This is a genomic window from Bradyrhizobium sp. SYSU BS000235, from assembly GCF_049747295.1.
GTDB lineage: Bacteria > Pseudomonadota > Alphaproteobacteria > Rhizobiales > Xanthobacteraceae > Afipia.
The window spans coordinates 5,131,071-5,143,593 of record NZ_JBMHJM010000001.1; the positions used below are offsets into that span (position 1 = coordinate 5,131,071).

General features: G+C 58.6%; 9 protein-coding genes. 3 read left to right on the top strand and 6 right to left on the bottom strand.

Translation table 11 applies throughout. The features are described from left to right. Nucleotides 1–72 precede the first annotated feature (72 nt). Entirely contained in the window at nucleotides 73–987 is a 915-nt protein-coding gene (locus ACP0KA_RS24165; protein WP_424631241.1) for a helix-turn-helix domain-containing protein, read from the top strand. Here the strand turns inward: ACP0KA_RS24165 and ACP0KA_RS24170 are convergent. From ACP0KA_RS24170 to ACP0KA_RS24195, 6 genes are read right to left on the bottom strand one after another with little or no spacing between them, the layout of a single operon-like run. Beyond that, nucleotides 984–2,525: an aspartate ammonia-lyase gene (locus ACP0KA_RS24170; protein ID WP_424631242.1), complete on the bottom strand. Its 1,542-nt coding sequence runs from the start codon at nucleotides 2,523–2,525 to the stop codon at nucleotides 984–986. The genes ACP0KA_RS24165 and ACP0KA_RS24170 overlap by 4 nt on opposite strands. A gap of 12 nt (nucleotides 2,526–2,537) precedes the next feature. Beyond that, entirely contained in the window at nucleotides 2,538–3,215 is a 678-nt protein-coding gene (locus ACP0KA_RS24175) for an orotate phosphoribosyltransferase (RefSeq protein WP_424631243.1), read from the bottom strand. After that, the gene (gene pyrC / locus ACP0KA_RS24180) at nucleotides 3,212–4,306 is read right to left on the bottom strand and encodes a dihydroorotase (protein WP_424631244.1); all 1,095 of its coding nucleotides are present in this window, start codon (nucleotides 4,304–4,306) and stop codon (nucleotides 3,212–3,214) included. The genes ACP0KA_RS24175 and pyrC overlap by 4 nt, the downstream gene beginning before the upstream one ends. Then, the gene (locus tag ACP0KA_RS24185; protein WP_424631245.1) at nucleotides 4,303–5,583 is read right to left on the bottom strand and encodes a Zn-dependent hydrolase; all 1,281 of its coding nucleotides are present in this window, start codon (nucleotides 5,581–5,583) and stop codon (nucleotides 4,303–4,305) included. Before ACP0KA_RS24185 ends, pyrC begins: the two co-directional genes overlap by 4 nt. Next, nucleotides 5,580–6,539, bottom strand: coding sequence for a dihydroorotate dehydrogenase (locus ACP0KA_RS24190; protein ID WP_424631246.1), 960 nt, complete (start codon nucleotides 6,537–6,539; stop codon nucleotides 5,580–5,582). The genes ACP0KA_RS24185 and ACP0KA_RS24190 overlap by 4 nt, the downstream gene beginning before the upstream one ends. Continuing rightward, on the bottom strand, nucleotides 6,536–7,324 hold the full coding sequence (locus ACP0KA_RS24195; RefSeq protein WP_424631247.1) for a dihydroorotate dehydrogenase electron transfer subunit: 789 nt from the start codon (nucleotides 7,322–7,324) through the stop codon (nucleotides 6,536–6,538). Before ACP0KA_RS24195 ends, ACP0KA_RS24190 begins: the two co-directional genes overlap by 4 nt. 926 nt (nucleotides 7,325–8,250) lie before the next feature. On the opposite strand from ACP0KA_RS24195, the gene ACP0KA_RS24200 reads away from it, so the two are divergent. Together ACP0KA_RS24200 and ACP0KA_RS24205 are read left to right on the top strand one after the other, a co-directional pair. Beyond that, nucleotides 8,251–9,390, top strand: a complete 1,140-nt coding sequence (locus tag ACP0KA_RS24200) for an efflux RND transporter periplasmic adaptor subunit (protein WP_424631248.1) — start codon at nucleotides 8,251–8,253, stop codon at nucleotides 9,388–9,390. Between the two features lie 3 nt (nucleotides 9,391–9,393). After that, on the top strand, nucleotides 9,394–12,522 hold the full coding sequence (locus tag ACP0KA_RS24205) for an efflux RND transporter permease subunit (protein WP_424631249.1): 3,129 nt from the start codon (nucleotides 9,394–9,396) through the stop codon (nucleotides 12,520–12,522). Nucleotide 12,523: the final 1 nt, after the last annotated feature.

The window sequence follows — 12,523 nt, forward strand, 5'->3', positions numbered from 1 at the left end:
GGGCGCCGAAAACTGTTCGCCCCTTGCGGCTTTTCGGGTAGCTTCGTCTCAAATCTGAGACGGAGCTGAAATATGGATGCTCGCTATATCGAAATCGGCGAGCGGCTTCGGGCCTACCGCTTGGGAAAGGGCCTGAATGCCGACCAAATCGCGGAAAAGCTCGGCATTTCGCGGGCTGCCGTTTATCGCGTAGAAGCCGGAGATGTCGTCAAGATCGAGACTCTCGATCGATTGGCAGCCGTACTTGAGACTTCGGTGGCTTCGCTTCTGGGCGTCGGCGTAGAGTATTATTCCAACGCCGTTAGCTATTTTGAACGGATGAGGCAAATCGAGCAGAAGTCCGAGCAGGTGATCGCTCACTTCCCGCCGATGTCGTATCTTCTGACCTCCGAAGATTATTCCAAACATCTCAAGCAAACTCTGATCGAGGCGGCTCCGGCGCCGGATAAGGCGTCGAAGAAGTACATTGCAGAGATCGATCAGATCATTGGGATCCTGGACGAACGAAAGAGCGGCAGGCAAAAGCGCCATCTGAGCGTCGTCAACCTTGTGAACCTGCCTGAAATTGAAAGGTGGCTCAAACTCGGTGTCGTCGGCCGCTTCAATCTCTCAGCGGAAGAGGTGGCAAAGCGGCGTCTGGCTGCCCGTCGAGAGGTCGAGCATCTGATCTCGCTCATCGAAAGCGATCCCATGGGAGTGCAGATTGGAATTATCGAGGAGACGCTTCCCAACGTGACCTTCCAATTGTTTCGAACGTCGGAGCGAACACTCCTGGGACTGAGTCCGTTTAGGCTCGGCGGCGAGCTTCCAAATATCAGGACCGGCTTCGCGATGCTGACGAGCGACGAAGAGCCGGTGCGTTTGTACGAGAAGCTGGTGACGGACCTTTGGCGCAGCGCATACAAAGGAAGCGAAGCTGCCGGTGTATTGCGCGCTGTCCTAAGTCGTTCAGGTGTCGGTTCTCGTGCTGTTCGCCGGGCTTCCTAAGAGGATCTGCGCACCGGCTTTGCGCTCACTCTGGACGGAGCAGTCATCGTCTCGATCTTCAAATAAGTGTCGAGCTGTTCGCGCGTAAGCAATTTGTCCTCGAGGACGACGTCAGCGACCTTTCGCTTCTCCGCCAAAGCCTTTTTCGCGACTTTTGACGCGACTTCGTACCCAAGGATTGGACCGAGCGCCGTCACAAGACCGACGGATTGCTCAACGAGAGCTTGGCAATGCTCGCGGTCGACTTCAATTCCAGTGACGCATTTCGTCGTCAATGTGGTGATAGCCGCAGTGAGGTGGCGGAGACTCGACAGCAGACAGTAGGCAATCGTCGGCTCGAATGCGTTCAGTTGCAGTTGGCCACCCTCGGCGCACATCGTCACCGTCAGATCGTGCCCAATGACGATAAACGCGACCTGGTTGACGACCTCTGGAATGACCGGGTTCACTTTTCCAGGCATGATCGACGAACCCGCCTGAACCGGCGGCAGCCTGATCTCAGCAAAGCCGGCGCGCGGGCCGCTCGACAGCAGTCGAAGATCATTGCAGATCTTGGACAACTTCACGGCAATCCTCTTCAAGACCCCGGAGAAAAGTACGAATGCCCCCATATCCGAGGTGGCTTCGATCAGATTGGACGCGGGGACCAATGGCCGGTGCGCTATCCTTGAAAGCTCCTCAACAGCAAGCGCCGCATATCGCGGGTCGGCGTTGATGCCTGTACCAATAGCTGTTGCGCCTAGATTCACTTCGTAGAACAGACGCACAACGTCGTTCAGGCGTCCAACGTCTTCTTTAATCGTTGCGAAGAAGGCGTCAAACTCCTGGCCAACCGTCATCGGGACCGCGTCTTGAAGCTGCGTGCGCCCGATCTTAAGAATGTCTGCTGTCTCGACAGCCTTGGACTTGAAGGCGTAGGCGAGCTCATCCAGCGCCGCAATCAATGGGTCGGTGGCGAGAATTATCGCTAAACGAACCGCCGTCGGGTAGGCGTCGTTGGTCGATTGCGACATGTTGACGTCGTCATTCGGATGAAGCGAAGAGTAATCGCCACGGCTTTTTCCGAGGATTTCCAACGCGACATTGGTCACCACCTCGTTGGCGTTCATGTTGGTTGATGTGCCGGCTCCGCCTTGCACGGCATCTACGACAAACTGATTCAGATATTTTTCATCCGATACGATCAGTTTGCAGGCCTCTTCGATTGCATCCGCTTTTATTTTCGAGAGATGGCCCAAGCGAAAGTTCGCACGTGCCGCCGCCTGCTTCACATAGACCAAAGCGCGGACAAGCTCGCCGAAGCGTCCGATCGTTATTCCCGTAATCGGGAAGTTCTCAATTGCGCGAAGTGAATGAATTCCCCAATAGACATCCAGGGGGATGTCCATCTCGCCGAGAAGGTCCCGCTCGGTTCTCGTCGGAACACGTTCCCGTTCGATGGTGATCGTGGCGGGAACTTTGATTGGTTCGCTCGAGGAGGGCGGCGCGGTTGGTTCGGTCACCGTGGCGCTCCGTAAATCTTCGGCTTTCTCGTTCATTTTGGTTTCTCTTTATCGTCGGCTGCTGGCACTGACGCGGCCGCCGTGCCTCGCTGACCACACCACGGGGTCGGCGAGAAAACGCTCGATCTCGGCCCGTTCCTGCGCGTGGAGGGTGCTTGAATCCGCGCGAAGCAGATCGTTCCATCCCGCGAGGGCGTGCAGCTTCAATCCGGCCTCGGCCAGTCTATCCCTCGCACCGGGAAATGCATCGTGAAAGAAAACGGAAAGAACATGCTCGAGCTGGGCGCCGGCGGCGCGCAGCCCTCGGGCGAAATTGAGCTTACTTGATGCGTCGGTCGTGATGTCGTCCACGAGGAGTACGCGGAGGCCATCGACGGATCCGCCCTCGACTTGAGCGTCTCTGCCAATGCCCAGCGAGCGCTTTCGCACATAGCGAAAGTCCAGGCTGTTTCGGTCCGCCAGGGAGACCGAGAGCGGAATTCCAGCCGTCTCGGCTCCTACGACAGCGTCAAAGGCGTCGGCGGAAAAGTGAGCAATCAGATAATCACTGACCAAGGTCACCAGTTGGTTGCGCACCTCGTGTTCGCCGAACAACAAGCGAACGTCGATGTACACCGGGCTGGCCCATCCGCCGGCCAAGATATACGGCTGCGAAAGGTTGCAGTGAATTGCTCTCGCCCTGAACAACAACTCGCTGACGCGGCGACCGACTTCCTCTGCTGTCATGGAGAAACCCCGCTGATCGACCAAGGCAAACTTTCTCCGCCGCGAAAGACGATGATCTCTTCGTCCTCGACGCCCACCTCGGCAATAACTCTGCTGGGTTTGCGCTCCAAGGTAATTGTTCCCGTGTTTGGCGGAATCCCGTGGAAGCGGGCGCCATTGAGCGACGCGAAGGCTTCGAAACGATCGAGAGCCTCTTCTTCATCGAAGACTTGGACGTAAGTTTGGAGAGCGGTCGCTCCACTAAAGATGCCCGCGGCGCAACAGGTTGCTTCCTTGCGGCTTCTGATATGGGGGGCGGTATCGGTACCGATGAAGAAGCATCGATCGCCGGACGTCGCAGCGCGTCGCAGCGCCAAACGATGCCGTTCATGCTTCGCGACGGGAAGGCAATACAAATGAGGCCGCAGTCCACCCTGGAACAGCGATGTCCGATTGATGATAAGATGGTGCGGCGTGATCGTTGCCGCCATACGCGCAGCATTGGCGCGAACCACGTCGACGGATTCGGTCGTCGTGGCGTGTTCAAGAACGATGCGCAATCCTTGATGTCGCGCCATCAGCGGCAGGAGATCCCGCTCGATGAATATTGCTTCGCGATCAAAGATGTCGACTTGCGGATCGATGGTCTCGCCATGGATCAGGACCGGCATACCGATCCGCTCCATTCGTTCCAGAACTGAAGAAATCCGTTTTAACGACGTAACACCATGACTCGAATTGGTTGTCGCGCCTGCAGGGTAAAGCTTCGCTGCTATCCAAATTCGTTCCTGGAAACCTCGCTCAATGTCGTCGGAAGAGGTTTCGTCGGTGAGATAACAGGTCATGAAGGGCGTGAAGTCACTGCCTTCCGGACGTGCGGCTAGAATACGATCTCTGTAAGCCGCGGCTGCTTGCGTCGTCGTCACCGGCGGCACCAAGTTCGGCATGATAATGCCGCGGGCAAACTGCGCTGTCGTGAAGGGAAGGACGGCTTTGAGTGTCTCGCCATCCCTGAGATGAATATGCCAGTCATCGGGACGGCGGATGGTTACTGCGCAATTTGAGGCACGCGAAGCAGCCGACACAGTATCAAACAGTCGATGAACGCTCATTGCGCGGCGTCCTCTATGGCAGACCTCATCAAGGAAATCGCTGCGAGAAAGTCCGCGATTTCCATCTTTTCATGCGGGTTGTGCGAGCCATTCTCGTTCCGGACGAAAATCATTGCGCTCGGAACCCCGGCATTCGCGAAAACCGCTGCATCGTGACCGGCGCCACTCGGCATTTCCTCATTGGGAAGGCCGAGACGATCCGCCGATGTCTTCAAGCGCCTGATCCAATCCGGGGCCATTGCGGCAGGAGCAGAATCGATGCGGCGATCCAGCCGAAATTCGACGCCGCGTTCCTCGGATATCATGGCGCATTCGGAGAGGAAGAGATCGTAAAACGCTTCAAGCGTCTCTGTGTGTTGGCTGCGAATGTCCAGGCTAAAGCGCACGGTTCCGGGAATGCGGGCGATGGCATGTTCCCGTGCATCGGTCTCGACAATCCCGGATGTGACGACGATATCGCGCCCCCTCTCCAGGAGGGTCCGCCAGTGGCGGTCAAGATGAGTGACAAGCTCAGCGGTGGCGAATACGGCATCGTGCCGCAGCCATCGAGGCACGGCGCCAGAATGGCCAGCCTCGCCAACACAGGTAATTGCCCGATGCCTGATGTTTCCCCGAATGCCGGTTACAATTCCGATGGGGAGATTTCTCGCGAGCAGAACTGGGCCTTGTTCGATATGAAGCTCAACCCAGGCCGCGATTTCCGATGGATCAAGAAGCGTCTCTTGTCTGGACACCCGCTCGATATCCACTCCGACATCGGCCATGCATTCGGAGAGAGTCCTTCCGCCCGAATCCTTCGCGGCCAGATCAACGTCTCGAAGTTTTCCGAAGAGGGCGCTAGAGCCCATATAGGCTTTGCCAAATCGAGCGCTCTCTTCGCCGCGTAGCGCAAGCAATTTCACAGTCCGGCGTGGTCGGACGCCTCGTCTCTTCATATCAGCTAGAATTGCGAGCCCGGCAATCACCCCTGCGGCGCCATCGAAGTTTCCGCCCTGAGGGACCGAGTCAAGATGAGAGCCGCAGGCGATATAGGGAAGTTTCGAATCCTGTCCCAGAAGCGTGACAACCAAGTTTGCAGCGGCATCGCGTTCGGTCATCAGGCCGATGCGCCGTGCTCTGTCTTCCACAATGTCGAGCGCGATGGATTCCCGGTCGCCGTAGCTGTCCCTGGATATGCCAATGCCGTCCGATGTTGTCCGGCGGAGCTCGTCGAAAATGTCGTTGGCGAGTTCAGCGTCGAACGACGCGATGTCGGGATCGCACGTGTTCACAATCATACCGGATCCACCCACGCCAGGTCAGCCTCGTCGGCTTCTTCGATGAGAACCCTGCCTGTGAGGTCGGATGCTCGTGGAATATCGCGATGCAGGCAAAAGGCCGAAAGGTCGTCGATGATCGTCATCATCGCGGAGGGCTGGATAAATGTCGCCGTGCCGACTTGCACCGCGGTCGCGCCGGCAAGCATGTACTCCACCACGTCATCTGCCGTGGATATTCCGCCACACCCGATCACCGGGATCTTCACCGCTCGCGAACATTGAAAGACCTGACGAAGGACGATCGGTTTGATGGCAGGCCCGGACAAACCACCCATGATATTGCCGAGGGATGGCTTAAAGGTTTTCAAGTCGATCGCCATACTGAGGATGGTGTTGGCGACAACGACAGCATCCGCGCCGCCGTCTTCAGCCGCTTTTGCCACCTCGGCAATGTCGCCGGTGTTCGGCGTCAGCTTGACCCAAAGCGGAAGGTCGGTCGCCTCACGTAGCAGCCGCGTCACCGTCGAAGTCGACGTCGCTCGCATGGCAAACGCCTTGCCGTCTTCTTCGATGTTGGGACACGATATATTCGCTTCTATCGCAGCGACACCGGGCAACGAGAGCTCGCGCGCCAAACTCGCAAAGCCTTCGGCGGTTGGCGCCGAGATGCTCACCACGAGCGGGGTATCAAAGTCGGTGTAGTAAGGAATGACCTCTGTAATGAACTGGGCCACCCCCTTCGATGGGATGCCGATTGCGTTAATCAGGCTTCCCGGCCGTTCAACGACCCTAGGCAAAGGATTTCCAGCCCTCAGCTCCCGCGTGATCGTTTTTGTGACGATTGCGCCCAAGCGATCGAAGTCCATCACCTTGGACAGCCCTTCCGCGAAGGTGCCGGATGCCGGCATGATCGGATTTCGCAAGCGAAGGTCGCCGACCTTCACGCTGAGGTCCGGCTGCGGAGCTGCGTTCATGGCAGCGCCTCCAGCAGATTGAAGACCGGCCCGTCCCAGCAGACCCTGCGATTGACCAGTTTTCCCGAGACGTTGAAATCGCGCACGCAGCAGTAACAAAGCCCGATTCCGCAGGCCATCTGCTGCTCCATCGCGATCTGTCCGCTCAGATTGAATTCGACGGCCAGCCGCTGTTGCACCCGCAATAGCCGTTTTGATCCGCACGTGTAGAAGGCGTCGCAGGAGCCAGAGGCAATGAGCGATCGAAGAATCCGTTCTACGTTCGCTGGACCGCTCGTCGCCTCGGAATCCGTGACCGTGATGACCTCGGCGCCTTGCTCCCGAAAGCGGTTCACTGAAACGAGGAGGTCTGGCGTCCTTGCGCTGAGGATAGCTGTCACGCGAATGCCCTTCGCGCGCGCCGCCTCAGCCAATGGAGCTAACGTTGCCAAACCGGCACCGCGGCCGATCGCAACAATGCTGCGAAGTGCAGGGTCGAGCGTAAATCCCTGGCCGAGAGGCCCCATAATATCGAGCTCGTCGCCGGGCCTGAGAGTTTTCAGCCCGCGCGTACCGGCACCCATCACCTTGTAGAGAAATTGCACCTGACGGCGCGCCAAGTCGGCGCCGTAAACGCTCATGGGACGGCGCAGGAATGGCTGCTCGGCAGAAGGGTGAGGGCAGAGCAATTGGAAGAATTGCCCAGGCGCGGCGCTGGCCGCCTGCTCGCCACAGCCCACGACCAACAGGCGATATTCCGAGTTCACTTCCTCGTTGGAGATCACCGCACCTGGCTCGGCCACCACGGTGGGACTCCATTTTGGAGGACGGATCTGATCAGTGTCGGAAACAAGCAGTCCCATTGGCGCCTTAAACAAAAGAGCGGCCAATCACGTGCATTGGCCGCGAAACCATCGGTCGAAGACGAGGAGCATATTTCGCGTTATTCCAAACTTCAAGATAAATCTATTTTTTGAGACAGATTTGTTGCGACAGCCAGTTCGGCCGGTTCCCGATCATTCTTCGATCAACAAGACCAGTGCTTAGTCTTCTGGTGTCGATGTGCAGGTTGGGAGATGTCGATCTCGCGTACGTCATCTCTGGGGCAATCCGCGTTCGGCGGCTGTGACGATCCTTGAGGGAAGTTGTCGCCTCGATCGTGCGGCAACAGGAACGACGTATCTCATTCGCCGACGCCCGCGAGATGCGCCGATATCGGTCGCCGTTGCGCAATGAATGGCGGCGAAGAATGAGGCTGACGTGCGGTAGTCCTCATGACTTCGCCCCGGCAATCATTCGTTTGAGCGACATGGCTCGCTCATCGATCGGTCCGCACGATCTTATTTGTTCGTGATGAGGCGGTGGCAAAGACGATCGTGCCGCAGGGTATGAGCCGACGGCATTTGTCCGGCTTTGCCCCACCACGGGATTTGTAACGCCACAGCTTTTCGCCGCCCCGGTGACGAGTAGGGCGAGAGAAAAACTTTGCTAATTCAACATCTTGTCTGGATTGCGTGCGATCTGCCTGAGGTTGGCTTGGGGCCGGACGACATCTCCTGTGGCAATACGCATCCGACGGTTCGGCGCAGCTTCGGTTATATTATTTCCCATGCGTGCCGTACCATGGTGGGAGCGCCTATGATAAGGCGTATGGCAATAATGCCGGTAAACAGGCGTCTTAATTGAGGAAATGCCGATCATCCCGCTGTGGATGATCCATGCGCGAGTCGAGATGGCACAAAATTTATATAAAAAACGGGCTTTATTCATTGTCGGCGCGGTCGCCCTTGCGGCAGTGGCTTATGGCAGCAAAGCAACCTGGCTGGGTGGAAGCACGACGGCGCAGACGCCCCCACGTCCGCGCCCGGTGTCCGTTGCGATCGCACGTGCTGAGAAAAAGTTAGTCCCGATCGATGTGGATGCGATCGGGACCGTGACGCCGATTTCGAGCGTGGCGCTGAAGTCGAGGGTCGAGACCACCATCGTCGATGTCCATTTCGAGGATGGTGCACGCGTCAAGGAAGGCGATCTTCTGTTCACGCTCGATGCACGTCAGATCGATGCCCAGATCGCGCAGGCGGAAGGAACGCTCGCTCGGGACAAGTCGCAGCTCGCGTTGGCCGAGCGCGATCTCAAACGCTACACGGAGCTGATCGGGAAAGGCGCGACCACGCAGGTCAACGTGGACAATGCGAAGACCGCGACCGACACTGCCATCGCGACCATTCAGGCCGATCAAGCCATCCTGGATAATCTGAAAGTCCAGAAAAGCTATACGCTGATCAAGGCGCCGATCAGCGGGCGTATCAGCGCGGCCTCGGTCAAGGTCGGTAACTTCGTGCGACCGGCGGACACGGCACCGCTCGCGACCATCAACCAGATGGCCCCCGTCTACGTCACATTCGCGATTCCTCAGCGCGTCCTGAGCGATCTCCGTGATGCGATGAAGGCCAAGCAATCCTCGGTGCTCGCGACCCTTCCGGGCACCGGTAAATCGGAAACCGGCACCATTGCCATGGTCGAGAATACAGTCGATCCGACGACCGGAATGGTCACGGTTCGCGGCATCATGGGCAACGAGCGCGAGCTGCTGTGGCCGGGGATTCTGGTCAACACCACGCTCACTGTACGCAGCGAAGATGCGGTCACTGTGCCATCGGTCGCCGTGCAGCGCAGCCAGACCGGCAATTTCGTCTTCATGATCAAGGATGGAAAGGCACACGTGCAGCCTGTCACGATTAGCCGCACGTTCCAGGGCAACTCGGTGATCGACAGTGGATTGGAGGGCAACGAGGATGTCGTTGTCGACGGCCAATTGTTGTTGTCCAACGGCACGCCCGTCGAGCCGCGCACGCGCAAGGCCGGAGCCTGACCGATGAATCTGTCGGAACTCTGCATCCGCAGACCGGTGATGACGACGCTGATGACGGCGACGATCATTGCTTTCGGCGTCTTCGGCTTCCGGCTTCTGCCGGTCTCGGCGCTTCCAAAGGTCGATTTCCCGACGATCTCAGTGACGGCGACGCTTCCCGGCGCCAACGCCTATACGATGGCTGCGTCGGTTGCAGGCCCGATCGAGCGGCAGCTTTCGACGGTCGCGGGCATTTCGTCGATGTCGTCGAGCTCCTCGCAGGGCACGAGCGTCATCACCATCCAGTTCGATCTGAACCGCAACATCGACGGCGCGGCTCTCGATGTGCAGACGGCGCTGACGATAGCCCAGCGTCGCTTGCCGGTCGAAATGCTGATCCCGCCGAGCTTCCGCAAAGTGAACCCGGCTGACTTCCCGATCCTGTTCATCTCGATGAGTTCGGAGACGCTGCCGCTTTCTACGGTCAACGAGTACGGCGACATCACCGTCGGCCAGACGCTTTCGCAGATTCCGGGCGTTGCGCAGGTTCTGATCTACGGGACGCAGAAGTTCGCAATCCGCGTGCAGGCAGACCCGGAGGCTGCCGCGGCGCGCGGACTGTCGCTCGAAGATATTCGCGCGGCCGTATCGCGCGCGAACTCCTCGACGCCGGTCGGCACCATCAATGGGCCGCAGCAGGACATCGCCCTTCAGGCGTCAGGGCAGTTGGATAAAGCCGCCGACTACCGTCAGGTCGTGGTTGCGTGGCGAAATGGCTCTCCGGTCAAGCTGGAAGACGTCGCCAAGGTCTATGACAGCGTCGAGAACGACAAGGTCGCGACCTGGTTCAACGGAACGCGCTCGATCGTGCTCGCAATCCAGAAGCAGCCCGATGCCAACACGGTGGCGGTCGTGGATGCCGTGCGGGCCAAGTTGCCGTCGTTGCGCGCTCAGATCCCTCCATCGGTCACCATGGACGTGACCCTGGATCGTTCGGTTTCGATCCGTGAATCCGTTGCCGACGTGGAAGAAACGCTGCTGATTGCCGTTGGTCTGGTGATCGTGGTCATCTTTCTGTTCCTGCGCTCGGCCTCGGCGACATTCATTCCCGCGCTTGCAGTTCCGATCTCGGTGCTGGGCACCTGCGCCGTCATGTATGCGCTGGATTACTCCATCAACAATATGACGCTGCTTGCGCTGACGCTGTCCGTGGGCTTTGTGGTCGACGATGCCATCGTCATGCTCGAGAACATCGTTCGCTATATCGAGCGGGGCATGAAGCCTTACGAGGCGGCGCTGAAGGGTGCGCGCGAAATCGGCTTCACCATTCTGTCGATCACGTTCTCATTGATCGCGGTGTTCATCCCCGTGCTGCTGATGGGCGGTATCGTGGGCCGCGTGTTCCGCGAGTTCGCTGTGACCATTTCGGTCGCTATCGTGGTCTCAGGATTTGTGTCGCTGACGCTGACGCCAATGCTGTGTGCCCGCGTGCTGAAGAGCCATGACCCAAATCATCGTCCGAATGTCGTGCTGCGCGGGTTCGAGGTCATGTTTGACGCGTGGCTCAGGGCTTACGAATGGGCGCTCGATCGCGTGCTCGCGTATAAGTTCATCACCCTCATGGTGACGTTCGCAACGCTTGCGGCCACGATCTGGCTTTACGTCATCGTTCCCAAAGGCTTCTTTCCGCAGGAAGACACGGGCTTCCTGACCGGCACCACTGAAGCTGCGACCGATACGTCATTCGCGGCCATGAGTGCACGTCAGAAACTGCTGGCGGATTTGCTGCGAGCCGATCCGGCGATTGAATTCGTCAACAGCACCGTGGGATCGGGCGGTCCGAACCCGACGGCGAACTATGGACGGCTGTTCATCGGATTGAAGCCGAAAGATCAGCGCGATCCCGCTCCCGTGGTCATGGCGCGGCTGCGGCAGAAGGCGCTTCAGGTGCCGGGCTTGCAGGCGTTCTTCCAGAGCATCCAGAACCTCAACATCGGCGGACGGCCATCGAAGAGCCAGTATCAATACACGCTGCAAAGCGGAGACACCGACACGCTTTACCGCGTCGCGCCGGAGATGCGTGAGAAGATCGCGAAGGTGCCAGGACTGCAGGACGTCACGACCGATCTTTACGTCAAGAACCCGCAGCTCACGGTGGAGATCGATCGCGAAAAGGCGGCGGTCTATGGCGTAACTGCGGATCAAATCCGCAATCAGCTTTTCAATGCCTACGGCGCGCGTCAGGTCGGCACCATCTATATGCCGTCGAACGATTATCAGATCATTCTGGAGGCGCAGCCGAAATTCCGCGTCGACCCGACCGATCTGTCGAAGCTCTATGTGAAGACCACCAATAATCAGACCATACCGCTCGAAGCGGTGGCAAAGATGGTGCCATCGGTCGGGCCGCTTATGATCAATCACCAGGGGCAGCAGCCGGCGGTGACGATCTCGTTCAACCTCGCGCCCGGCACCTCGCTCGGCTACGCGGTCGATCAGATCACCAAGATCGAGCAGGATTCAAATCTGCCGGCGACGATTGCCACCGGCTTCTCCGGAACGGCGCAGGTGTTCCAGGACTCGTTGCGCGGGCAGGGCGTTTTGATCCTCGCGGCCGTGTTCGCCGCATTCGTGATCCTCGGTATTCTCTATGAGAGCTTCATCCATCCAATCACAATTATCTCAGGTCTGCCGTCAGCCGGTATCGGCGCGATCCTGACGTTGATGCTGTTCAAAATGGAGCTGTCGGTGATCGCGATGATCGGCATCGTGATGCTGGTCGGCATCGTGAAGAAGAACGCCATCATGATGGTGGATTTCGCCATCGAGCGGCGCACCGTCGGGTTAAGCGCCGAACACGCCATTCGCGAAGCGGCGCTGCTGCGCTTCCGCCCGATCATGATGACGACCTTCGCGGCGATCTTCGGTACGCTGCCGATTGCTCTGGGCGCGGGAGCTGGTGCTGAGCTGCGCCAGCCGCTCGGGGTGTCAGTCGTCGGCGGCCTGTTGGTGTCGCAACTCCTGACACTGTTCATCACGCCGGTGATCTACATCTATCTCGATCGCATCGACCGTCGTCTCAAGAAGCGTCTTGACCCGACCTTGCAGGACACACCCGAGATCGAACCGCCGCGCGTCGCCGCGGCCGAGTAGG

Bases quoted from the DNA above. Each gene is read 5' to 3' on its own strand.
- ACP0KA_RS24170 (WP_424631242.1), bottom strand. From the start codon at position 2,525: ATGAACGAGAAAGCCGAAGATTTACGGAGCGCCACGGTGACCGAACCA.
- ACP0KA_RS24185 (WP_424631245.1), bottom strand. From the start codon at position 5,583: ATGATTGTGAACACGTGCGATCCCGACATCGCGTCGTTCGACGCTGAA.
- pyrC (WP_424631244.1), bottom strand. From the start codon at position 4,306: ATGAGCGTTCATCGACTGTTTGATACTGTGTCGGCTGCTTCGCGTGCC.
- ACP0KA_RS24190 (WP_424631246.1), bottom strand. From the start codon at position 6,539: ATGAACGCAGCTCCGCAGCCGGACCTCAGCGTGAAGGTCGGCGACCTT.
- ACP0KA_RS24205 (WP_424631249.1), top strand. From the start codon at position 9,394: ATGAATCTGTCGGAACTCTGCATCCGCAGACCGGTGATGACGACGCTG.
- ACP0KA_RS24200 (WP_424631248.1), top strand. From the start codon at position 8,251: ATGGCACAAAATTTATATAAAAAACGGGCTTTATTCATTGTCGGCGCG.
- ACP0KA_RS24165 (WP_424631241.1), top strand. From the start codon at position 73: ATGGATGCTCGCTATATCGAAATCGGCGAGCGGCTTCGGGCCTACCGC.
- ACP0KA_RS24175 (WP_424631243.1), bottom strand. From the start codon at position 3,215: ATGACAGCAGAGGAAGTCGGTCGCCGCGTCAGCGAGTTGTTGTTCAGG.